Source organism: Mycobacterium kyogaense (genome assembly GCF_003254575.1).
Classification (GTDB): Bacteria; Actinomycetota; Actinomycetes; order Mycobacteriales; family Mycobacteriaceae; genus Mycobacterium; species Mycobacterium kyogaense.
On sequence record NZ_QJUA01000005.1, the window covers coordinates 154,242 to 176,344 of the forward strand.

At 68.7% G+C, this 22,103-nt stretch carries 19 protein-coding genes; 8 read left to right on the forward strand and 11 right to left on the reverse strand.

Annotated features, from left to right (window positions below):
- A complete protein-coding gene (locus tag DMB80_RS06040; protein WP_111508998.1) occupies window positions 1–1,185 on the reverse strand; it encodes a thiolase family protein in 1,185 nt (394 codons plus the stop codon).
- Between the two features lie 94 nt (window positions 1,186–1,279).
- On the opposite strand from DMB80_RS06040, the gene DMB80_RS06045 reads away from it, so the two are divergent.
- Entirely contained in the window at window positions 1,280–1,741 is a 462-nt protein-coding gene (locus tag DMB80_RS06045; protein ID WP_111509062.1) for a winged helix-turn-helix transcriptional regulator, read from the forward strand.
- Here the strand turns inward: DMB80_RS06045 and DMB80_RS06050 are convergent.
- From DMB80_RS06050 to DMB80_RS06090, 9 genes are read right to left on the reverse strand one after another with little or no spacing between them, the layout of a single operon-like run.
- The gene (locus DMB80_RS06050; protein WP_111508999.1) at window positions 1,734–2,078 is read right to left on the reverse strand and encodes a cupin domain-containing protein; all 345 of its coding nucleotides are present in this window, start codon (window positions 2,076–2,078) and stop codon (window positions 1,734–1,736) included. The two genes, DMB80_RS06045 and DMB80_RS06050, sit on opposite strands and share 8 nt — an antisense overlap.
- Complete coding sequence (locus tag DMB80_RS06055) at window positions 2,075–2,896, reverse strand: BtpA family protein (RefSeq protein ID WP_111509000.1); 822 nt, start codon at window positions 2,894–2,896, stop codon at window positions 2,075–2,077. The genes DMB80_RS06050 and DMB80_RS06055 overlap by 4 nt, the downstream gene beginning before the upstream one ends.
- A gap of 44 nt (window positions 2,897–2,940) precedes the next feature.
- Window positions 2,941–3,711: an SDR family NAD(P)-dependent oxidoreductase gene (locus tag DMB80_RS06060; protein ID WP_111509001.1), complete on the reverse strand. Its 771-nt coding sequence runs from the start codon at window positions 3,709–3,711 to the stop codon at window positions 2,941–2,943.
- 25 nt (window positions 3,712–3,736) lie between these two features.
- Complete coding sequence (locus DMB80_RS06065; RefSeq protein WP_111509002.1) at window positions 3,737–4,801, reverse strand: ABC transporter ATP-binding protein; 1,065 nt, start codon at window positions 4,799–4,801, stop codon at window positions 3,737–3,739.
- Window positions 4,802–4,811: 10 nt separating this feature from the next.
- Entirely contained in the window at window positions 4,812–5,627 is an 816-nt protein-coding gene (locus tag DMB80_RS06070) for a carbohydrate ABC transporter permease (protein WP_111509003.1), read from the reverse strand.
- A complete protein-coding gene (locus tag DMB80_RS06075; protein ID WP_111509004.1) occupies window positions 5,624–6,487 on the reverse strand; it encodes a carbohydrate ABC transporter permease in 864 nt (287 codons plus the stop codon). The genes DMB80_RS06070 and DMB80_RS06075 overlap by 4 nt, the downstream gene beginning before the upstream one ends.
- Before the next feature lie 53 nt (window positions 6,488–6,540).
- Window positions 6,541–7,866 (reverse strand): ABC transporter substrate-binding protein, encoded by a 1,326-nt coding sequence (locus DMB80_RS06080; protein ID WP_111509005.1) that lies wholly within the window; start codon window positions 7,864–7,866, stop codon window positions 6,541–6,543.
- A gap of 14 nt (window positions 7,867–7,880) precedes the next feature.
- Entirely contained in the window at window positions 7,881–9,362 is a 1,482-nt protein-coding gene (locus DMB80_RS06085) for an FGGY-family carbohydrate kinase (RefSeq protein WP_111509006.1), read from the reverse strand.
- Window positions 9,359–10,165 carry a DeoR/GlpR family DNA-binding transcription regulator gene (locus DMB80_RS06090; protein WP_162938426.1) on the reverse strand — a complete coding sequence of 269 codons (807 nt, stop codon included), beginning with the start codon at window positions 10,163–10,165 and terminating at the stop codon, window positions 9,359–9,361. Before DMB80_RS06090 ends, DMB80_RS06085 begins: the two co-directional genes overlap by 4 nt.
- A 185-nt stretch (window positions 10,166–10,350) precedes the next feature.
- Between DMB80_RS06090 and DMB80_RS06095 the strand changes: the two genes are divergently transcribed.
- From DMB80_RS06095 to DMB80_RS06115, 5 genes are read left to right on the forward strand one after another with little or no spacing between them, the layout of a single operon-like run.
- The gene (locus DMB80_RS06095; protein WP_111509007.1) at window positions 10,351–11,283 is read left to right on the forward strand and encodes a DUF389 domain-containing protein; all 933 of its coding nucleotides are present in this window, start codon (window positions 10,351–10,353) and stop codon (window positions 11,281–11,283) included.
- A gap of 43 nt (window positions 11,284–11,326) precedes the next feature.
- Window positions 11,327–14,686 (forward strand): transglutaminase family protein, encoded by a 3,360-nt coding sequence (locus DMB80_RS06100; protein WP_111509008.1) that lies wholly within the window; start codon window positions 11,327–11,329, stop codon window positions 14,684–14,686.
- The gene (locus DMB80_RS06105; RefSeq protein WP_111509009.1) at window positions 14,686–17,319 is read left to right on the forward strand and encodes a circularly permuted type 2 ATP-grasp protein; all 2,634 of its coding nucleotides are present in this window, start codon (window positions 14,686–14,688) and stop codon (window positions 17,317–17,319) included. Before DMB80_RS06100 ends, DMB80_RS06105 begins: the two co-directional genes overlap by 1 nt.
- A complete protein-coding gene (locus tag DMB80_RS06110) occupies window positions 17,316–18,215 on the forward strand; it encodes a transglutaminase family protein (protein WP_111509064.1) in 900 nt (299 codons plus the stop codon). The genes DMB80_RS06105 and DMB80_RS06110 overlap by 4 nt, the downstream gene beginning before the upstream one ends.
- Complete coding sequence (locus DMB80_RS06115; RefSeq protein ID WP_111509010.1) at window positions 18,208–19,293, forward strand: zinc-binding metallopeptidase family protein; 1,086 nt, start codon at window positions 18,208–18,210, stop codon at window positions 19,291–19,293. Before DMB80_RS06110 ends, DMB80_RS06115 begins: the two co-directional genes overlap by 8 nt.
- 10 nt (window positions 19,294–19,303) lie before the next feature.
- On the opposite strand, the gene DMB80_RS06120 is transcribed toward DMB80_RS06115, so the two are convergent.
- Window positions 19,304–19,882 (reverse strand): hypothetical protein, encoded by a 579-nt coding sequence (locus tag DMB80_RS06120; protein ID WP_111509011.1) that lies wholly within the window; start codon window positions 19,880–19,882, stop codon window positions 19,304–19,306.
- A 49-nt stretch (window positions 19,883–19,931) separates the two neighbouring features.
- On the opposite strand from DMB80_RS06120, the gene DMB80_RS06125 reads away from it, so the two are divergent.
- Window positions 19,932–20,765, forward strand: coding sequence for a DUF3097 domain-containing protein (locus tag DMB80_RS06125; protein ID WP_111509012.1), 834 nt, complete (start codon window positions 19,932–19,934; stop codon window positions 20,763–20,765).
- 9 nt (window positions 20,766–20,774) lie between these two features.
- The gene (locus DMB80_RS06130) at window positions 20,775–22,103 is read left to right on the forward strand and encodes a replication-associated recombination protein A (RefSeq protein WP_111509013.1); all 1,329 of its coding nucleotides are present in this window, start codon (window positions 20,775–20,777) and stop codon (window positions 22,101–22,103) included.

Consider the following 22,103-nt stretch of genomic DNA (forward strand, 5'->3'; position numbering starts at 1 on the left):
TCAGAGCCGCTCGATGATCGTGGCGTTGGCCATCCCGCCGCCCTCACACATGGTCTGCAGGGCGTAGCGACCCCCTCGCTGGTGCAGCGCATTGACGAGCGTGGTCATGATGCGGGCGCCACTGGCCCCCAGCGGATGCCCGATCGCGATCGCGCCGCCGTTGACATTGGTGCGGGTCAGATCCGCGCCGGTGTCGCGGGCCCACGACAGCACGACCGGGGCGAACGCCTCGTTGACCTCGAACAGGTCGATGTCGTCGAGCGACAGGCCCGAACGCGCCAGCACCTTCGCGGTCGCGGGGATCACGCCGGTCAGCATGTACAGCGGGTCCGAGCCCACCGCGACCGTCGTGTGGATGCGGGCGAGCGGTGTCAGACCGAGCCGGCGCGCGGCGGCCCCGCTGGTGATCATCACCGCGGCGCTGCCGTCGGACAGCGGCGAACTGTTGCCCGGGGTGATCCGCCAGTCGATCTGCGGGAAGCGTGCGCCGATGGCCTCGTTGTAGAACGCGGGCTTCAGCCCGGCGAGTGTCTCCACCGTCGTGTCGGGACGGATGATCTCGTCGTGGGTCAACCCCGCGATCGGTGTGAGCTCGGCGTCGAACAGCCCGTCCTTGGCAGCGCGGGCCGCCTTCTGGTGACTTTCGGCAGAGAACTCGTCGAGCTCGGTGCGCGACAGATTCCACTTCGCCGCGATCAGTTCGGCGCTGATGCCCTGGGCTACGAGGCCGTCGGGGTAGCGCTGCGCCACACCGTCGCCGAACGGGCTGCTACCCGGCAGGACGGCCGCGCCCATCGGCACCCGGCTCATCGATTCGACACCCGCGGCGATGACGATGTCGTAGGCACCGGCGAGCACGCCCTGGGCGGCGAAGCTGATCGCCTGCTGGCTGCTGCCGCATTGGCGATCGACCGTCGTACCCGGAACGGACTCGGGGAATCCTGCGCCCAGCACGGCGTTTCGCGCGATGTTGAGTGCCTGGTCACCGGCCTGGGTGACTGCACCGGCGATCACGTCGTCGACGTCGGCCGGGTCGATGCCGGTGCGGGTGACGACCTCGCGCAGGCTGTGGGCGAGTAGATCGGCGGGCAGCACGTCGTGCAGCGCGCCGCTGGCCTTACCCTTACCGACGGGGGTTCGCACTGCGCCGACGATGACGGCGTCGCGGTCGGAGTATTCGGCCATGGGTCCTCCTGAGACTCGACTCTGAGTACTGCTCTCTATACTCAGATGTAACAGCTGAGTTCACCGACAACAACCCAGCAGGGGAGTGATCTGCATGACAGTGCTGCAGGGCCCGTTGGCCGACCGCGACGCCTGGTCGGCCATCGGCAAGTGCCCGATCGAGAAGACCATGGGGCTGGTCGGCACCAAGTCGGCGATGCTGATCATGCGGGAGGCCTTCTACGGCACCACTCGCTTCGACGATTTCGCCCGCCGCGTCGGCATCACCAAGGCGGCCACGTCCGCCCGGCTCTCCGAACTCGTCGACGCCGGTCTGCTGGCCAAGCAGCCCTACCGCGAACCGGGCCAGCGGGTCCGCGACGAGTACGTGCTCACCGAGGCCGGGACGGAGTTCATGCCGGTGGTGTGGGCGATGTTCGAGTGGGGCCGCAAGCACCTCGGCGACTCGGCGCTACGGCTGAAGCACCTCGAGTGTGGGGCCCAGGCGCGCGTCGAGATCGTCTGCGACAACGGGCACGTGGTGCCACCCGACGAACTGGGGATCGCGATCAGGTGAGGTAGACCTTGCGCAGCCGCTCGGTCACGGTCCAAGTGGTGCGCGCACCCTCGGCCAGCCGCACGACATCGCCCGCTACGAGCGTCAATGGCGCTGTGCCATCGGCGAATTCGACCGTGGCTCGGCCCGACAACACGACGAAGATCTCGTCGCTCTCGACATCGGTCATCGTGCCCTCGGTCATCTCCCAGATGCCGACCTCGACCTCACCGAGGGTGCCCAGCTCGACGCTGCCGGTCTGCGGCCGCCCCGCCACACTCTGATCGGCTGGCACGTCGACCAGCTCCACGGGCACGTGCGCGGCGCGCAGCACCCCGTTCGGCTGCAGCGCCGTCATCGCTGGGTCTGCCGGAACTCTTTGGCCGCGGTCATCAGTTCTTCCACCCGCGACTTCTCGGCAGGGTTGGTGAACACGCCGTCCTTCTTGAAGTAGGTGCCCACCACCGCGCCGTCGGCGATGGCGAGCTGGCTCGCGACGTTGTTGGCCCGCACACCGGTGTTGACGAACACCGGCACCGCGCCGGCGGCGTCCTTGACCACCTTGAGCGCCTCGGTGTCGGTCGGGGAGCCGGCGGTGGCGCCCGAGACGCAGATCGCGTCCGGCAGCGTGGCGAACACGGTGGTGCGGGTGATCGCGGCCAGATCCCGGTCGGTCAGGTACTGCGCCGATTCCGGGACGATGTTGAACAGCAGCTTGACCCCCGCGCCGCCGACGCGGGCCCGGTGCCGGGCCACCTCACCGACATTGGTGTCCCACAGACCGAAATCGCTGGCGTAGACGCCGGTGAAGATCTCCCGCACGAATGACGCCCCGGTGGCGACCGCGAGATCGATCGAGGCGCGGCCATCCCAGAGCACGTTCACCCCGTAGGGCACGCTGATGTCGGGCAGCAGTTCCCCGATGATGCGCGCCATCGTGATCGCGGTGATCGGTTCGGTCTTGGTCAGGTAGGGCAGGCTGAACTCGTTGCTGATCATGATCCCGTCGACGCCGCCGCCCTGCAGTGCGTCGAGTTCGGTGCGGGCCCGATCGAGCACCGCGGCGATGCCGCCGGCCGAGTCGTAGCCCGGGTCCCCGGGCAGGGCGGACAGGTGCAGCATGGCGATGACGGGCTTGCGGACGCCGAAAACCTCGTCGAGCCAGGTGGTGGTCACAGGAGTGCCTTTCTGTTGTACAGCTTCGAAAGAGTTGCGGGATCTCAGTCCATGTAGGCGCCGCCGTTGACGGCCAGCGCTTCCCCGGTGATGAATCGGGCGTCGTCGGAGAGCAGGAACGCGACCGCCCGCGCGACGTCCTCGGGTTGTTCGAGCCTGCCCAGGGGAGTGTCGGCGAGCATCATGTCGCGCACCCCGTCGGGCGTGGTGCCGCGCAGCTGCGCTTCCCACTCCAATTCACGGGACTGCATGGGTGTTTCGACGTAACCCGGGCACACGCAGTTGACGGTGATGCCGTATTCGCCGAGTTCGTAGGCCATCGCCTGGGTGAGGCCGACGACCCCGAACTTGGAGGCGACGTAATCCGACAGGTACGGCACGCGCCCCTGCTTGCCGGCCATCGAGGCGGTGTTGACGATCGCGCCCGCCACCCCGGTCCGCGCCATCTCCCGGGCCGCGGCCTGACCGCAGACGAACACGCCCTTGAGGTTCACCGCCATCGTCTGCTCGTAGCGCTCGACGGGTGCGTCGAGGAAACGGTGCATGAACGAGATGCCGGCGTTGCTCACCCAGGCGTGCAGACAGAGCCGTTCGGCGACGTCGGCAGCCAGCGCGGAGGCGGCGGCCGCGTCGGTGACGTCGAGTGCGGCGGACTCGTGTCCGGCATCGGGGCCGGGCAGCGCGCCGGCTACCGCCGCGGCGGCGTCGGCATCGAGGTCGGTGACGATCACCCGCCAATCCCGCTGGGCGAGTTCACCGGCGATCGCTCGGCCGATGCCCGAGCCTGCGCCGGTCACCACGACGGTTCTGCTCATCAGGTGTTGTGTTCCTCTCGTGTCTCTAAACGGATCGCTGCCCGGTGGCGGCGTCGAAAAGGTGGGTGGCTCCCGGCCGTACGGACAGCGCGACCGGGGTGCCCTCGGCGATACCCGCGAGCGCGGGACCCTCGACGACGGCGGTAATCTCGGTGCCGCGCGCGTCGATCGTGACGATGGCGCGGGGGCCGAGATTCTCGATCAGCGTGACGCGGGCCGCGGCAGCGGTGTCCGAGTCGGTCGGGGTGAGCTGCAGATCGTCGGGTCGCACGCCGAGTGTCAGCTGCCCGTCGGCGCCGGCCTGATCGGTGGTCAGCGCAAAGCCGTTGGCCAGCAGGAATTCCCGGCCGCTGAACTCACCGTCGAGCAGGTTCATCTTCGGGCTGCCGACGAACGTGGCGACGAAGGTGTCGGCGGGCTGTGTGTAGACCTCCTGCGGTGGGCCCTGCTGGGCGATGTGGCCGTCGCGCATCACCACCATCCGGTCCGAGAGCGTCATCGCCTCTTCCTGATCGTGGGTCACGTACACCGACGTGATCCCCAGCCGCCGCTGGATCTGCAGCAGCTCGGTCCTGGTCTCCACGCGCAGCTTCGCGTCGAGGTTGGACAGCGGCTCGTCGAACAGGAACACCGACGGCTCTCGAATGATGGCCCGGCCGATCGCGACCCGCTGCTGCTGGCCGCCGCTGAGATCTTTGGGCTTGCGGGACAACAGTTTGTCCAGGCCGAGTGATTCGGCGATCTCGCCGGCGCGCGAGAGCGCCTCGCGGCGGGGCGTGCGGGTCGCCCGCAACGGGAACGCGATGTTCTCCGCGACGGTCAGGTGCGGGTAGAGCGCGTAGTTCTGGAACACCATCGCGATGTCGCGGTCGCGTGGCTGCAGGTGGGTGACGTCGCGCTCGCCGATCGTGATGGTGCCCGACGTGACGGTCTCCAGTCCTGCGAGCATGCGCAGTGACGTCGACTTGCCGCAGCCCGAGGGGCCGACCAGCACCGTGAACGAGCCATCAGGCAGCTCGAGGTCGAGATCGCTGACCACCGAGGTGTTTCCGTACGCCTTGGTGACGCCGGAGAAGCGGACATTCGCCATAGATGCCTTCCTAGAACTTCACCGCGCCGCCGCTGATGCCCTGCACCAACCTGCGCTGGATGAAGAAGCTCGCCACGACGACGGGAATGACCGCGATCAGGATCGCCGCGCTCATCGAGCCGATCTGAACTCCGCGGAACGTGTTGAATCCGGCGATGGCCACCGGCAGGATCGCCGCCTTGCCCGGCGCCAGGATGAGGCCGTAGAACAGGTCGTTCCACGACAGCGTGAATCCGAAGATCGCCGAGGCGCCGATGCCGGGGAGCACCTGGGGGAGCACCACCAACCGGAACGCGGCGAACCGGGTGAAGCCGTCGACCTGCGCCTGCTCCTCCAGGGAGCGCGGCACCGCCTCGAAGAACCCGATCAGGAACCAGGTGACCACGGGCAGAACGAAACTCAGATGCGCGAAGATCACCGGTACCAGGGTGTCGGTCAGCCGAAGCGCGTAGGCCATGGTCAGGAACGGGAACACCAGAACCGCCGGCGGCAGCACCTGTGCGGCGAGCATCCCGAACCGGGTCAGGGTGCCGCCGGCCCGGAACCTGGCGATGGCGTAGGCCCCCATGCTGCCGACGACGACACTGATGCCGACGGTCACGAACGCGACCAGAGCGCTGCGTCCCGCCGCACCCAGGATGTCCGAAGCCAGCACGTTGCGCCAGCTCGCGAACGTCGGGGTGAAGCTCAGCAGGAACGGATCATCGAGCTGCGCAGGGGTTTTCACGCTGGCCAGCGCGATCCACAGCAGCGGGAACGCGACGGTGATGCCGGCCGCCCACAGCAGCGCGACCCGCAGCACCCCGAGGAGTGAGAAGCGGCTCATCGCGTCTGGGTCCTCTCTCGGGCCCGGTCCATGCGGCGGAACGCGACCACGATGACGGCCAGCACCACCACCAGCACCACGAACGCCATCGACGACGCCGATCCGAGCCGGAAGAACTGGATACCGGTCTGGTAGATGAAGTACTGCAGGGTCTCGGTTTCGGTGCCCGGGCCGCCGCGGGTGGTCGCGAACACGTACTCGAACACCTTCATCGCATCCAGACAGCGCAGCAGGATCGCCACGACCAGGACCGGCGCCAGCAGCGGCAGCGTCACTCGGCGCAACACGTAGAAGGCGCCCGCACCGTCGACCCGCGCGGCGTCCATCGGTTCGCGCGGAATCGATTCCAGGCCGGCGAGGAGCAGCAGCACCATGAACGGTGTCCACTGCCAGACGTCGATGAAGGCGATCGTGAACAGCGCCCGCCCGGGCCCGAAGAAGTCATAGGAGATGCCGAGTGCGCGCAGCAGCTCCGGGATCGCCCCGATCTGGTCGTTGAGCAGGAAGCGGAACGTGAGCCCCACCGCGATGGGGGTGATGAACATCGGTGCCAGCAGCATCGACCGGGTGAGATCGCGCGCCCATCGCTGCTTCTGCAATGCCAAGGCAATTGCCAGGCCGAGGATCAACTCCATTCCGACGGCCACCGCGACGAACAGCGCGGTGGTGCCGAATGCATGCCAGAAGGCGGCGTCGCCGAAGGTGGCGGCGTAGTTCTCGGCGCCGACGATCTTCGGCGCCCCGCGGTCGGTGAGCTTGTAGTCGGTGGCCGACAGGTACGCGGCGTACCCGAGGGGGAAACCGACCACCCCGACGAAAAGGGCGACGAGGGGGGTGACCATGCCATGAGCGAATTTCATGGTGGTCTGCGCTCCTTTCGTGGGGTGGTCGGCTTCCGGCTCTCGGGGCCCGGCTAGCCCTGGATCTTCTCGGCCGCGGCCTGGGCGGCGGCCAGCGCGTCATCGACGCTCTTGGTACCGGCCACGGCCTCGTTCAGTTCGGTGCCGACGGCCTGGATCATCTCCTCACCGCTGGGCCCCTGGCTCAACGGCGCCGAATTGGCGAGCAGCTGCTCGACCGTCTTGTAGTAGTCGGCACCGAATTTGCCCTGCAGCACAGCCGGATCGGAGAGCGTGCTCTTGCGGATCGCGGCCCCACCATTCTCGACGCGAGTGACGTCATTGGGCTTGGCGGTGATCCACGACGCGAAGGCCCACGCCGCGTCGGAGCTCGCAGAGTTGGCGGGGATCGCCCAGCTCCATGAACCCAGCACCTGCTTGCCGCCGGGGATCGGGGCCAGCTTGACCTTGCCGGCGGCCGGTCCCGAGCCGGGCTCGTTGATCGCGGGCAGCTGCCAGTTGTAGTTGATCATCGACGCCGACTGGTTGGCCGACACCGACCGCTGGGCCTCGTCCATGCTCCAGTTCAGGCTGTTGGCCGGCGCCGCGGTCTTGTAGGTGTCGATGTAGGCCTCGAGCGCGCGCTTCGCCTCGGGGGTGTTGAGGCTGACCTTGCCGTCGGCGCCGTAGATGGAGCCACCCGCGGCGAAGAGCCAGTTGCCCCACTCCTCGAAGATCTTGTAGCCGCGCTGCGGCTGCATCGCGATGCCGGCGCGCTCGGGGGTCTTGAGCGCCTTGCTGACACTGACCAACTGGTCGAGGTCGGTGGGCACCTGCTGGTTGGCGGCCGCGAGATCGTCTGCGTTGTACAGGTATCCGAGCGCGTAGTTGTAGAACGGCACGCCGTAGCGCACCCCGTCGACGGTGGTGATGTCGGTCAGGGGCTTGAAGAAGTCGGCGGCGTCGTAGTCGGGGGTGCTGTCGATGCGCGCGTCGAGCGGCTGCAGGAACTTCGCGTTGGCGAAGTCGACCATCCACGGGTTGTCGACGACGATCAGGTCGTAGTTCGGTGCCGACGACTGGAACGAGGACACCAGCTTGTCGCGCATCTGGTCATAGGTCAGGGATTCGATGTCGACCTTGATGTCGGGGAAGCTCTTGTTGAAGTCGGCCACCATCGATTTCACGATGTCGGTGTCGGGCACGTTCTCCATCAGGATGCGGACGGTGCCCGAGGTGTCCTTGGCCACCTCGCCGGTGCCGGTGGCCTGCGACTGTTCCGGGCCCCCGCTGCCCGCGCACGCGGAGAGCATCAGGGCGAGAACGGCGAGCAGGGCGACGGCGACGGAGCGAACGGTACGGCCCCGCCGCCGGGGGACGGGTGTTTGCGTGATTCTCATGTGTAGTGCTCCTTTCATCGGGTGGTGCGTGCCAGTGAGTGCGAGATCGGGGTGAGTGCGTCACCGAGTTCGCGCCATGTCGCGTACGCGGCGTCGTAGCGCTCGGTGCGGGCGGGGTCGGGGACGTAGGGCTCGTCGAGCGTGATGAACCGTGCGGCGTCGGACCAGTCGTCGAGGGCGCCGACGCCGATCGCCGCGATCACCGCCGCGCCCAGGGACGCGCCGGGGTGCCCGTGCACTGGATTCATCTCCATGCCGAGGACGTCGGCGTGAATCTGCTTCCACAGGGTGGATTTCGAGCCGCCGTTGGTGATCATCACGCGGTGCAACGGGATCCCGATCTCGGCGAAGACGTCGACGTGGTGGCGGAACCCGAAGGCGATGGCCTCCAGCACAGCGCGGTACATGTCGGCGCGGCCATGGCCGAGGTGTAGGCCCGCGAACACTCCGCGGAGGTCGGGGTCGTGCAGCGGGCTCTTCTCGCCGAGAAAGTAGGGGAGGCAGAGGATCTCGGCAGGCGGTCGCTGAGCCGCCTCGTCGTCGAGATCGGTCAGTGCGGTGCCGCCGAACAGGGCCTGGAACCACCGGATCAGGCTGCCGCTGGTGGCCATGCAGCCGTTGGGTAGCCAGTGTCCGGGTACCGGGTGGGCGTCGAGATAGAGGCGCTCGTCGACGACGGGAGTCTGGCTGGCGACCAGGATATCGCCCGCACCACCGAGTTTCACGAGTGCGTCGCCCGGACCGTTGACACCCGCCGCGAACGCCGACAGCACGTGGTCGGCGCCGCCGACCACCAGGGGGGTGCCTGCCCGCAGTCCGGTGGCTTCGGCGGCGGCCGAGCTGAGTTCACCGACCGGGGTGCCGGGGCGCCGCACCGGTGGCAGCGTCGTGGGATCGAGTTTCGCTGCGGCGAGCACCATCTCGGCGAGTTGTCCGTCGAGGGTGAACAGTCCCGATTCGATCGCCCAGTTCTCTTCGACGTGCACCGGTGCGCCCAGCGCTGTCAGCACCCAGTCGTAGGAGCCCACCCAGTGCGCTGTGCGCGCAGAGATCTCGGGCTCGTGGTCGCGCAGCCACACCGTGGTCGGTGCCACCGACTGCTGGGTCAGGGCCGACCCGGTCAGGTGCACCAGGTCGGTGTCGGCGAGTGCGGCGGCCAGATCGGTCACTTCGCGGTGGGCGCGGGCGTCGTTCTGCAGGATGGCGTGGCGCAGCGGGCGGCCCGCATCGTCGACGGGAACGACGGCGGGCACCATGCCGGAGGTCGCCAGCGCGCCCACCTGCTCGGTCGGCACGCCCGAAGCATGCACCACCTCGCGGATCGACTCGACGACATTGCGGTGCCACTGTCCGGTGTCGGCTTCTGCGTATCCGGGGGCGGGGGAGTGCAGGGCCGTCTCGCGCGTGGCGGTCGCGACGATGCCGCTCTCGGTGTCGAGCAGCACGGTCTTGGTTCCGGTGGTGCCGATGTCGATGCCGATGGTGTAACGGGTCATGGGGCTCCCGCCGCCGTCGCGTCCTCATGGGCGCTCACACAGATCACCTCGACGCCGGCGTCACGGGCGGCGACCAGCGCGGGATGCTCCGGCGGACCGTCGCTGACGATGATCGCGACGCTGGAGAGCGTGGTGATGCTGACGAAGGTGACGCGACCGAGCTTCGATTTGTCGGCAGCGACGATCACCCGGTCGGCACGCCGGCTGGCCGCCTGTTTGACCCGGCTCTCGGCCTGGTGGTAGTCGGAGATGCCGCGCTCTCCGTCGATACCGGCCACGCCCATCACATAGGTGTCGCAGTTGTAGTTGGAAAGCGTGTCCTCGGCGGCAGCCCCGATCAAACTCAGCTCGCCGGACCGTAATTCGCCGCCGGTGAGCACCACCGTCGTGTCTGGTTCGTCGACGAGTGCGAGTGCGGCCAGCACGCTCGGCGTCACGACGGTCAGGCCGAGTCCGCGTCCGCGTAGCGAATTCGCCACTGCCAGCGCGGTGCTGCCGGAGTCCAGGATCAGCGTCTCGTTGACGCCGATCAGATCGGCGACGACATCGGCGATGTGGATCTTCTCCTGCGCGGCATCGGCCATGCGTGTGGCGAACGACGGCTCGGTGTCCTTGCCCTGCAGGGCGATCGCCCCGCCGACCACCCGCCGCACCACGCCGCTGGCCTCGAGGGCCTCGACGTCGCGACGGATCGTCATCTCCGAGACGTCGAACTCGGTGGCCAGCTCGGCGTAGGTGATCTCGCGGGCCGCGCGGACCCGCTGCTCGATGTGGTCGCGCCGGGACTTCACATCCACGGGCACAGCTCCCACAGTCCCACCGCGTTCTGTTCAAAATTCACAGATAATCTCCCGATCGAGGTGGCGGTTCGCGGTGAAGGCTTACTGGCGTGTGAATCTATAACAGAGTTCTGTGTACTCGCCACACTTAGCGGCGAATTGTCTCCAACCAGATCCAGCGGCGGCCCGACGCCTGTTAACTGGCGCCGGTGCTGGACTTGCGCGTCATCGTGCCTGCGGACATGCGAGACGACGTGGTGGCCGTGCTGCGCCGCCAGGTCGGCGTCGCGCACATCCTGATCCACCCCGGGGCGGCCGTGGAACCATCTGGGGGAGACGAGATCACCGCGGTGATCGCCCGAGAATGCGCCAACGACGTCATCAAGGCCCTCAAAGCCCTCGACGCCCAGCATCGGGGCGCGATCCTGCTCACGGTGCTCGACACCGTGCTCTCCACCAGTGCGCACGAGGCCGAGGACGACGCCGAGGGGGATCCCGCCGACGCGGTGGTGTGGGACGAACTCATCGGCCGCACACGCGAGGAGTCGACGCTGTCGGTGACGTTCGTGCTCTTCCTCACCCTTGCGTGCCTGTTGGCCGCGGTAGGTGCGGTGACCGACTCCATGGTGACCGTCGTCGGTGCGATGGTGTTGGGACCCGAGTTCGGACCTCTGGCGGCGGTGTCGGTGGCGATCGTGCAGCGCCGTGCTGATCTGGCCCGGCGCGCCGCGATCGCGCTGCTGGCCGGATTCCCGATCGCGATGGGTGTCACCGCGCTGCTGACCATGGCCGCGCACGCGGTGGGCTGGGTGAACCTCGACGCCGTGCGCTCCGTCGACAACGTCGACTTCATCTTCCAGGTCGGGCCGATCTCGTTCGTGGTGGCGCTGCTGGCCGGCGCCGCCGGCATGCTGTCGCTCGTGTCCGCCAAATCGGCGGCACTGGTCGGGGTGTTCATCTCCGTCACGACGGTGCCCGCGGCGGGATTCACCGCGGTCGCAGGCGTGCTGGGCGACTGGGGGATGGCCGCTCGATCGGCCACCCAGCTCGCGGTGAACCTGATCGGCATCGTGATCGCCTGCGTGCTGGTGCTGGTGCTTCGCCCGCGCGCCAACCTCATTCCGCGCCGCGCGCAGACCTGACGCAACCTGCGGCGCTGCATGGGGTGTGGTGGGATCTAGCGCTATGGGGATCAAAGTCGCCCTCGAACACCGCACCAGCTACACATTCGATCGGCTGGTAGAGGTGCTCCCGCACGTGGTCCGGCTGCGGCCGGCCCCGCACTCGCGTACGCCGATCGAGGCGTACTCGCTCACCGTCGAACCCGACGATCACTTCGTCAACTGGCAGCAGGACGCCTTCGGCAACTTCATGGCCCGGCTCGTCTTCCCCACCCGGGCCCGCAGCCTGACGATCACCGTCGGGCTCATCGCCGACCTCAAGGTGATCAACCCGTTCGACTTCTTCATCGAGGACTACGCCGAGACGGTGGGCTTCACGTATCCGCGCGCGCTGGCCGAGGATCTCAAGCCCTATCTGCGTCCGGTCGACGAGGAGCACGCCGGCTCCGGACCCGGCGACCTGGTCGAGGCGTGGGTGGGCAACTTCTCGGTGGCGCCCGACACCCGCACCATCGACTTCCTGGTGGCGCTGAATCGCGCCGTCAACGCCGACGTCGGCTACAGCGTCCGGCTCGAACCCGGTGTGCAGACACCGGACACCACCTTGCGCACCGGCATCGGCTCGTGCCGCGACTCGGCGTGGTTGCTCGTCTCCATCCTGCGTCAGATGGGCCTGGCCGCCCGCTTCGTGTCCGGCTATCTGGTTCAGCTCACGTCCGACGTCGAGGCGCTCGACGGTCCGTCCGGCCCGGCCGCGGATTTCACCGACCTGCACGCGTGGACCGAGGTCTACATCCCCGGCGCCGGCTGGATCGGACTCGATCCCACCTCGGGCCTGTTCGCCGGCGAGGGTCACATCCCGCTGTCGGCCACCCCGCACCCGGAGTCGGCGGCCCCGATCACCGGTGCCACCGAACCGTGCGAGACCACGCTGGAGTTCAGCAACGTCGTCACCCGGGTGCACGAGGACCCGCGCGTCACGCTGCCCTACACCGAGGCGGCCTGGGCGGCGATCAACGCACTCGGCCACCGCGTCGACGACCGACTGGCCGCAGGTGACGTTCGGCTCACCGTGGGCGGCGAACCGACGTTCGTGTCGATCGACAACCAGACGGATCCGGAGTGGACCACCGACGCCGACGGACCGCACAAGCGTCAGCGCGCCTCGGACTTGGCGGCGCGGCTGAAGGCGGTGTGGGCGCCGCAGGGTCTCGTGCAGCGCAGTCAGGGCAAGTGGTACCCCGGAGAGCCGTTGCCGCGCTGGCAGATCGCGCTGCTGTGGCGAGCCGACGGCGAACCGCTGTGGCGCGATCCGGCCCTGCTGGCCGACCCGTGGTCCGACCAGCCGGACGCCGCAGAGATCGACCCCGAGGCTCCGCAGAAGCTGCTGGGAGAGATCGCCGACGACTTCGGGCTGCCGCGCAGTCAGGTCCGGCCCGCCTTCGAGGATCCGCTGAGCCGGCTGGCGGCGGCGGTGCGCCGCCCTGCCGGGCAGGCGGTCGCCGAGGGCGACGATCTGGCGGTCGACAGCGCGTGGGCGAGGGCGCAGCTGTTGACCAAACTCGACGATTCGGTCACCGAACCTGCCGCGTTCGTCCTGCCGCTGCACCGCCGCGACGACGACGCCGGCTGGGCCAGCGCGGACTGGACGCTGCGACGAGGACGGATCGTGTTGTCGGAGGGTGATTCTCCCGCGGGCTTGCGGCTACCGCTGACCTCCATCAGCTGGCAGCCGCCGCCGCAGCGCGCCGAGGCCGACCCCACTCGCGAGACCGGTCCGCTGCAAGCGGGCCAGAAGGAGTCCGCCGAGATCACCGACGCCGACGCGGTGCCGACCACCGCGCTGGTGGCCGAGATCCGCGACGGCATCCTCTACGTGTTCCTGCCGCCCACCGAAGAGCTCGACCACTTCGTCGATCTGGTCGAGCGCATCGAGGCGGGGGCGGCCGCGGTGGGCTGCCCACTGGTGATCGAGGGGTACGGGCCGCCCGCCGATCCGCGGTTGCAGTCGATGACGATCACCCCCGATCCGGGTGTCATCGAGGTCAATGTCGCGCCGACGGCGAGCTTCGCCGAGCAACGAGACCAGCTCGAGACGCTGTACGCCCACGCGCGGCTGGCCCGGTTGTCCACCGAATCCTTCGACGTCGACGGCACTCATGGCGGTACGGGTGGCGGGAACCACATCACCCTCGGCGGTATCACCCCCGCGGACTCGCCGCTGCTGCGCCGGCCCGACCTGCTGGTGTCCCTGCTGACCTACTGGCAGCGCCATCCCTCGCTGTCGTACCTGTTCTCCGGACGCTTCATCGGCACGACGTCGCAGGCGCCCCGGGTGGACGAGGGTCGCCCCGAATCGCTCTACGAGCTGGAGATCGCGTTCGCCGAGATCGCCCGGTTGACGACGGGCGGTGACGACAGTGACGACGACGATGACGGCGACGGTGACGGTGACGGTGACGGTGCGCGCGCGTGGATCGTGGATCGCGCCTTGCGTCACCTTCTCACCGACATCACCGGCAACACCCACCGCGCCGAATTCTGCATCGACAAGCTCTACAGCCCCGACAGTGCGCGCGGCCGGCTCGGCCTGCTGGAGTTGCGTGGCTTCGAGATGCCGCCGCATCCGCAGATGGCGATGGTGCAGTCCCTGCTGGTGCGTGCACTGGTCGCACGCTTCTGGGAGAAGCCGCTGCGCGCTCCGCTGATCCGCCACGGCGCAAACCTGCATGGTCGATACCTGTTGCCGCACTTCATCATCGGCGACATCGCCGAGGTCGCTGCCGACCTGCGCGACCACGGCATCGAGTTCGACACCAGCTGGCTGGACCCGTTCACGGAGTTCCGCTTCGCGCGCATCGGCACCGCCGTGTTCGGGGGCGTGGAGATCGAACTGCGCGGCGCCATCGAACCGTGGAACGTACTCGGTGAGGAGGCCACCGCCGGCGGCACCGCGCGCTACGTGGATTCTTCGGTGGAACGCCTGCAGGTCCGGCTGATCGGCGCCGATCGGCAGCGCTTCGTGGTCACCGTCAACGGTCACCCGATTCCGCTGCTGGCGACCGACAATCCGGACGTCCAGGTCGGCGGCGTGCGCTACCGGGCCTGGCAGCCGCCGAGTGCGCTGCACCCCACGATCACCGTGGACGGGCCGCTGCGCTTCGAATTGGTCGACACCGCCGCCGGCGTGGCCCGCGGCGGCTGCACCTACCACGTGTCGCACCCCGGCGGGCGCTCCTACGACACCCCGCCGGTCAACGCCGTGGAAGCCGAGTCCCGGCGGGGACGCCGCTTCGAGGCGACCGGTTTCACCGCCGGGGCGGTGGATCTGCAGGGTCTGCGCGAGAAGCAGGCCCGCCAATCCACCGATGTGGGCGCGCCGGGGATCCTCGACATGCGGCGAGTGCGTACCGTGCTCTCCTGATGGCCCTACCGAGCGGACTGGATTCACCCAGCCACGACGATCCGCTGGTGCCCTATGCGGCGATGCGCGCTCAGCAGACTCTGTTCGACGTGCGCAACGGGGTGGGCGCACCGGTCAGCGGGTACGACGAATTGTTCGACGTCGCAGGACAAATCAGGGCCGATTGGCACGAGCTGGCGGAATGCGTCACCGACCGCGGCAGGGCAGGGCTCGACCGTCTGCGCGCAGTGGTGCGGGCCCTGGTCGACAACGACGGCATCACCTACAGCGGGAGCGGCGACGAGTCCGGGATGCCCGGCCCGTGGCAACTGGATGCCCTGCCGCTGATCGTCTCGGCCGCCGACTGGAATCGCGTGGAAGCCGGCCTGGTGCAGCGCTCGCGACTCCTCGACGCCGTGCTGACCGACTTGTACGGCGAGCGGCGCCTCATCACCGGCGGCGTCCTCCCGCCACAGCTGCTGTTCGCCCACCAGGGGTATGTGCGTGCCGCGCAGAACATCCAGATCCCGGGCAGGCATCAGCTGTTCCTGCACGGCTGTGACATCAGCCGGGCCGGCTCCGGCGAGTTCGTCGTCAACGCCGACTGGACGCAGGCCCCGTCGGGGGCGGGTTACGCCCTGGCTGATCGCCGCGTCATCGCGCACGCGATCCCGGATCTCTACGAGCAGATCGGGCCGCAGCCGGCGTCGCCGTGGGCGCAGGCGTTGCGGCTGGCCCTCGTCGACGCCGCACCCGAATCGGCTGAGGAGCCGACCGTGGTGGTGCTCAGCCCGGGCATCCACTCCGAGACGGCGTTCGACCAGGCGTACCTCGCCGGCGTGCTCGGCGTGCCGCTGGTCGAGAGTGCGGATCTGGTGGTGCGGGACGGCAAGCTGTGGATGCGGTCGATGGGCACGCTCAAGCGCGTCGACGTGGTGCTGCGCCGGGTCGACGCGGCCTACGCCGATCCACTGGACCTGCGGGCTGATTCCCGGCTGGGTGTGGTGGGTCTGGTGGAGGTGCTGCGCCGCGGTGCGGTGACGGTCGTCAACACTCTCGGCAGCGGGGTGCTGGAAAGCCCGGGTGTGATGCGCTTCCTGCCCGCGCTGGCCGAAGCGCTGCTCGGCGAAACCCCGCTGCTGTCGACCGTGCCGATGTACTGGGGCGGCATCGATGTCGAACGTTCCCATCTGTTGACTCATCTGTCGTCTCTGCTGATCCGGCCGGTCACCGGCGGCGAACCGATCGTCGGCCCTGATCTGTCGGCGCGAAGCCGCGAGGCCTTGGCGGCACGGATTGCGGCCACCCCGTGGCAGTGGGTGGGCCAGGAGCTGCCCGAATTCTCCTCGGCCCCAGCCGATTACCTGCCCGGCGGATTGTCGTTGTCGCCGGTCGGGATGCGGCTGTTCACCGTCTCCCAGCGGAGCGGGTACGCGCCGATGATCGGTGGGCTCGGCTACCTGCTGGCGCCTGGATCGGCCGCCTACGACCTGAACAGCCTTGCCGCCAAAGATGTCTGGGTTCGCACCCCGGCGCGCGTCACTGCCGAGACCGTGGTGGTGCCCCCGCCCGAGGATGCCCTGCCTGCCCCGATCACGGCCAGCCCGACGCACGAGATCAGCTCGCCGCGTGTGCTGTCGGACCTGTTCTGGATCGGTCGCTACGCCGAACGTGCCGAGCACACCGCGCGTCTGCTGACCGTGACCCGGGAGCGGTACCACGAATTCCGGCGCAGGCAGGCGATGGACGGCAGCCAGTGCGTGCCGGTACTTCTTGCCGCATTGGGTGACATCACCGGAACCGACACCGGCGCGGGCGATCACCACGAGATGGTGGCCACCGCGCCGACGACGCTGTGGTCGTTGACCGCTGATCGGCACCGGCCCGGATCGCTCGCGCAGTCGGTCGAGCGACTCGGGTCGGCGGCCCGTGCGGTGCGCGATCAGATGTCCAACGACACCTGGATGTTGCTCTCCACGTTGGAGCGGACGCTGCTGCATGCGGGGGACAGCCCGCCGGAATCGCAGAGCGAAGGCGAGACGTTCCTGAGCTCGACCAACACCGTCGCCCTCGCCGGGCTGCTGGCGCTGTCGGGGGTGATCGCCGAATCCATGGTCCACGACGTCGGCTGGACGATGCTCGACATCGGTAAGCGCATCGAGCGGGCGCAGGTGCTGACCGCGCTGCTGCGGGCGACACTCACCACGGCGCGACCGCCCGAAGCCGAGCAGACGGTCATCGAATCCACGCTCTCGGTGTGTGAATCGCTGGTGATCTACCGCAGGCGCAACCCCGGCACGATCAGTGTCGCCGGGGTGGCCGAGCTGGTCCTGTTCGATGCCGAGAACCCGAGATCGCTGGTGTTCCAACTGGATCGGCTCCGCGCGCATCTGAAGTCGCTGCCCGGGTCGTCGGGGTCCTCGCGCCCGGAACGGCTGGTCGAGGAGATCGCGATGCGCTTGCGTCGCGTCGAGCCCGACGACCTCGACGACGTGGCCGCCGACGGGTCCCGGGAGGAGCTCGACGAGTTGCTGACCGGCCTGCACACCGCCCTGAGGGACCTCTCCGACGTCATCACCGCGACACATCTCGCGCTGCCGGGTGACATGCAGCCGCTGTGGGGCCCGCACGAGCGCCGCGTGGTGCCGGCATGAGTGTCCGCCAGTACGCGATCACCCACCGCACCGTGTACACGTACTCCGACGTCGTCACCAGCTCCTACGGTCGCGGTTTCCTCACCCCGCGCGACTCGGCACGGCAACGGTGTCTGTCCCACGAACTCGTCCTCGATCCGGAGGCGGCCGACAGTTCGACCAGCCGCGACGGATGGGGCAACGTGAGCTCCTACTTCCACGTCACCCGGCCGCATCAACGCCTGAGTGTGACGAGCCGATCGATCGTCGAGGTGGCGCCGCCGCCGCCGGACGTCTACCAGGGGCCGTCGGCCCGCGCCCCGTGGGAGATCGCGCGGCCGGTCGGCCCCGAGGGGGCGCTCGCCAGCGAGTTCACCCTTGACCTGACGCCCCCGGAGATCACCGACGCGCTGCGCGAGTACGCCGCACCGACCTTCACCCCGGGCCGACCACTGATCGACGTGCTGGCCGACCTCACCTCGCGCATCTACACCGATTTCACTTACCGGTCCGGGTCGACCACCGTGTCCACCCAGGTGAGCGAGGTTTTGGCCGCGCGAGAAGGGGTATGTCAGGACTTCGCACGGCTGGCGATCGCCTGCCTGCGCGCCAATGGACTGGCGGCGAGCTATGTATCGGGCTACCTGGCCACCGATCCGCCGCCCGGGAAGGAACGCATGGTCGGGATCGACGCGACGCACGCCTGGGCGTCGGTGTGGACGCCACAGAATGTGTGGCTCGGCATGGATCCGACCAACGATCAGATGGTCGACGAGCGGTACGTCACCGTCGGATTCGGGCGTGATTACGCTGACGTTCCTCCGTTGCGCGGCATCATCTACACCGATTCCGAGAGCAGCACCATCGACGTCTCCGTCGATGTGGCGCCCTACGAAGAAGGAGCGCCCCGTGCGTGATTTCACCTGCCCCAACTGCGGCCAGCGATTGGCGTTCGAAAACTCGGTCTGCCTCAATTGCGGTAGTGCTCTGGGCTTTTCGCTCGACGACATGGCGCTGCTGGTGATCGCCCCGCCGGCTGAGAGCGAACATGCCGGCGCGGTGGACGAGACCCGCTTCCAGCTCTGCGCCAACCTGCATCTGGCCGAGTGCAACTGGCTCGTCGAGAAAGGGCCGATCGCCAAGTTGTGCGTGTCGTGCGCGCTGACGCGCACGCGCCCCAACGACGCCGACACGATCGCGCTGGCCGCGTTCGCCGCCGCGGAGAAGGCCAAGCGCCGACTGATCGCCGAACTGCACGAGCTGAAACTCCCGATCGTCGGGCGTGACATGGACCCGCAGTTCGGGCTGGCTTTCGACCTGCTATCGAGCCAGTTCGAGAAGGTGTTCACCGGACACGACAACGGGATCATCACGCTGGATCTGGCCGAGGGCGACGATGTGCACCGCGAGCAGTTGCGCATCTCGATGGACGAGCCGTATCGAACCCTCCTCGGGCACTTCCGTCATGAGATCGGTCACTACTACCAGTACCGGCTGATCGGAACGTCGGAGGCCTATCTGCAGCGGTACCGCGAACTGTTCGGCGATCCCGATGCCGACTACCAGGAGGCGTTGGACCGCCACTACAGCCAGGGCGCTCCCGTCGGCTGGGAGGCCGACTACGTGTCGTCGTACGCGACCATGCACCCGGCCGAGGACTGGGCGGAGACCTTCGCCCACTATCTGCACATCCGCGACACCTTGGACACCGCCGCAGCTTTCGGGATGGCGCCCGCGGCGGCCACGTTCGACCGCAGGGCGCTCGGCCCCAGCGGGTTCGACACGATGATCGAGATGTGGCTGCCCCTGGCCTGGTCTCTGAACATGGTCAACCGGTCGATGGGCAAAGAGGACATCTATCCGTTCGTGCTCCCGGCGCCGGTGTTGGAGAAGATGCGGTTCATCCACACCGTGATCGACGAGATCACCTCCAGCCCAGCCAAACTCGCCGAGGTAGGGGCGCCGATGGAGGGCCAGAGCCAGCAGCTGAGCTGATGGCCGCGGTCTACCGGCCTGAGCTGAGAAACGCTGTGCCTCGGGGCGACAGTCGGTAACCGACGGCCAGACTCATCGTCAGCCCGAGCCCCTTCAGCTTGCGCACCCGCCGCTTGAACCGTGGCAAGTCGATCTCGAGACGGGCCGCCAGAACCGGTGCTCGCACGGCTTCGTTGGCGTGAATCGCGGCCAGATACTCCCGTGTCCACGGCCGCTCTGCGGCGTCGTCCCAGCGGTCCAGGCGGACTGCTATGGCCGCGACGTCATCAGCCGACAGGTCGTCGTCGGCGGCCAATTCAGGGCGCTCGTCGGGTGCCAGGAACGACACCGCGATCACGTAGGTGTGCGCGGCGGGGCGGCGATCCAGGTCGGCGTTGGCGGTCTTGGCGTCCGGATATCCTGCTGCGCGAGCCTGCGCGGCGGTCACTCGGTGGCCACCGGGGAGCTCAGTGACGCCGTCGATGCGGATCGTGCCGGCCTGGGTGCGCTGGGTGCCACCGCGCTTGGCGCGTGGTGCGTTCCATCGCCGCAGCACGCATGTGATGCGACCGTCGGCGATGCCCTCGGCCGTGGCCCGATCGAGCAACACACGGGCGATGGTAGTCGGAGACGGCCGCTGTTCTCCCTACGATCACCGGGTGGCCGATCGTTACGGCGCCGACATCCTGGCGCAGAACCCGCACCGCAAGCCCCGCTCGACCGAGCGGCCGATCGAGATCGGGATGGTCGTCGAGGATGCGGCCACTGGCTTCGTCGGGGCGGTGGTGCGGGTCGAGTACGGCCGCATGACCCTCGAAGACCGGCACGGCCGTACCAAACCGTTCCCGGTGGGGCCCGGCTACCTGATCGACGGCAAGCCCGTGATCCTGACCGCGCCCAAGAAGGCTGCGGCCGCGGCGCCGACGCGCACCGCGTCGGGCTCGGTCGCCGTCGCAGGCGCGCGTGCGAAAGTCGCCCTCGCGAGCCGCATCTACGTCGAGGGCCGGCACGACGCGGAGCTCGTCGAGCAGGTGTGGGGTGAGGACCTGCGCATCGAGGGCGTCGTCGTCGAATACCTCGGCGGCGTCGACGATCTCGCGGCGATCGTCGCCGACTTCCGGCCCGGCCCCGGCCAACGCCTCGGGGTTCTGGTCGACCACCTGGTGGCCGGTTCGAAAGAGGCGCGCATCGCCGAGCAGGTCCGCCGCGGCCCCGGCGGTGAGCACACGCTCGTCGTCGGCCATCCGTTCATCGACATCTGGGAGGCCGTCAAGCCCGCACGGCTCGGAATCGCGCAGTGGCCGGTGGTGCCCAAGGGGCAGGACTGGAAGCACGGCGTGTGCGAGGCCCTGGGATGGCGGCATCGCGACCAGGCCGACATCGCGGCCGCGTGGCAGAGGATCCGCGGCCGGGTCAGGGACTGGACCGACCTGGAGCCCGAGCTGATCGGCCGCGTCGAGGAGCTGATCGACTTCGTCACCGCACCCGTGTAAGCAGGGAGCGTGTCCGACAGCCTGTTCGACGTTCCCGGCGAGCGTGCGCCCTCAGACGCGCAGCTGGTCGGGGCGGCGGTCCCGCTGGCCGTGCGGATGCGGCCCGCGTCACTCGACGAGGTCGTGGGTCAGCAGCATCTGCTGACCGGCAACTCGCCCCTGCGCCGGCTGGTCGAGGGGTCGGGGGCGGCGTCGGTGATCCTTTACGGCCCGCCCGGCACCGGCAAGACCACGCTGGCGTCGCTGATCTCGCAGGCCACCGGCCGAAGATTCGAGGCGCTCTCGGCCCTGTCGGCCGGGGTCAAAGAGGTGCGTGCCGTCATCGAAGAGGCGCGGGTGGCCCTGCTACGGCGCAGCGAACAGACGGTGCTGTTCATCGACGAGGTACATCGGTTCTCCAAGACCCAGCAGGACGCCCTGCTCGCGGCAGTCGAGAACAGGGTGGTGCTGCTGGTCGCGGCCACCACCGAGAACCCGTCGTTCTCGGTCGTGGCGCCGCTGCTGAGCCGCTCGCTGATCCTGCAACTGCAGCCACTGACCCCTGAGGACATCACCGCGGTGCTGCGCCGCGCCCTCGACGACGAGCGCGGTCTGGCCGGCAAGGTGCCGATCACCGACGAGGCGCTCGATCTGCTGGTGCAGCTGTCGGCCGGGGACGCCCGGCGGGCGCTGACCGCGCTCGAGGTCGCCGCGGAGTCGGGGGAGATCACCGTCGAGGTGATCGAACAGTCTCTGGACAAGGCGGCGGTGCGCTACGACCGCGACGGCGACCAGCACTACGACGTGGTGAGCGCGTTCATCAAGTCGGTGCGCGGCTCCGATGTCGACGCGGCGCTGCACTACCTGGCGCGCATGCTGGTCGCGGGGGAGGACCCGCGGTTCATCGCGCGCCGGCTGATGATCCTGGCCAGCGAGGACATCGGCATGGCCGACCCGATGTCCCTTCCCACGGCGGTCGCGGCCGCCCAGACCGTCGCGCTGATCGGCATGCCCGAGGCGCAGTTGACGCTGGCCCACGCCACGGTGCACCTGGCGACGGCGCCGAAGTCGAACGCGGTCACGACCGCGATCGGGGCGGCGATGGCCGACATCCGGGCCGGCAAAGCAGGTCTGGTCCCGCCGCACCTGCGCGACGGGCACTACGCCGGGGCGCAGAAGCTGGGCAACGCGGTCGGCTACAAATACGCCCATGACGAACCGGGTGGTGTTGCCTCGCAACAGTATCCGCCGGACGAGGTGGTCGGCGTCGACTACTACCGCCCGACCACCCACGGCGCGGAGCGTGAGATCGCGACGCGGGTGGAGAAGCTGCGCGCCATCATCCGCCGGAAACGCTGA

Coding starts and splice junctions, on each gene's coding strand:
- DMB80_RS06060 (WP_111509001.1), bottom strand. CDS start 3,711: ATGAGCAGAACCGTCGTGGTGACCGGCGCAGGCTCGGGCATCGGCCGA.
- DMB80_RS06070 (WP_111509003.1), bottom strand. CDS start 5,627: ATGAGCCGCTTCTCACTCCTCGGGGTGCTGCGGGTCGCGCTGCTGTGG.
- DMB80_RS06065 (WP_111509002.1), bottom strand. CDS start 4,801: ATGGCGAATGTCCGCTTCTCCGGCGTCACCAAGGCGTACGGAAACACC.
- DMB80_RS06045 (WP_111509062.1), top strand. CDS start 1,280: ATGACAGTGCTGCAGGGCCCGTTGGCCGACCGCGACGCCTGGTCGGCC.
- DMB80_RS06100 (WP_111509008.1), top strand. CDS start 11,327: ATGGGGATCAAAGTCGCCCTCGAACACCGCACCAGCTACACATTCGAT.
- DMB80_RS06110 (WP_111509064.1), top strand. CDS start 17,316: ATGAGTGTCCGCCAGTACGCGATCACCCACCGCACCGTGTACACGTAC.
- DMB80_RS06105 (WP_111509009.1), top strand. CDS start 14,686: ATGGCCCTACCGAGCGGACTGGATTCACCCAGCCACGACGATCCGCTG.
- DMB80_RS06085 (WP_111509006.1), bottom strand. CDS start 9,362: ATGACCCGTTACACCATCGGCATCGACATCGGCACCACCGGAACCAAG.
- DMB80_RS06080 (WP_111509005.1), bottom strand. CDS start 7,866: ATGAGAATCACGCAAACACCCGTCCCCCGGCGGCGGGGCCGTACCGTT.
- DMB80_RS06050 (WP_111508999.1), bottom strand. CDS start 2,078: ATGACGGCGCTGCAGCCGAACGGGGTGCTGCGCGCCGCGCACGTGCCC.
- DMB80_RS06040 (WP_111508998.1), bottom strand. CDS start 1,185: ATGGCCGAATACTCCGACCGCGACGCCGTCATCGTCGGCGCAGTGCGA.
- DMB80_RS06075 (WP_111509004.1), bottom strand. CDS start 6,487: ATGAAATTCGCTCATGGCATGGTCACCCCCCTCGTCGCCCTTTTCGTC.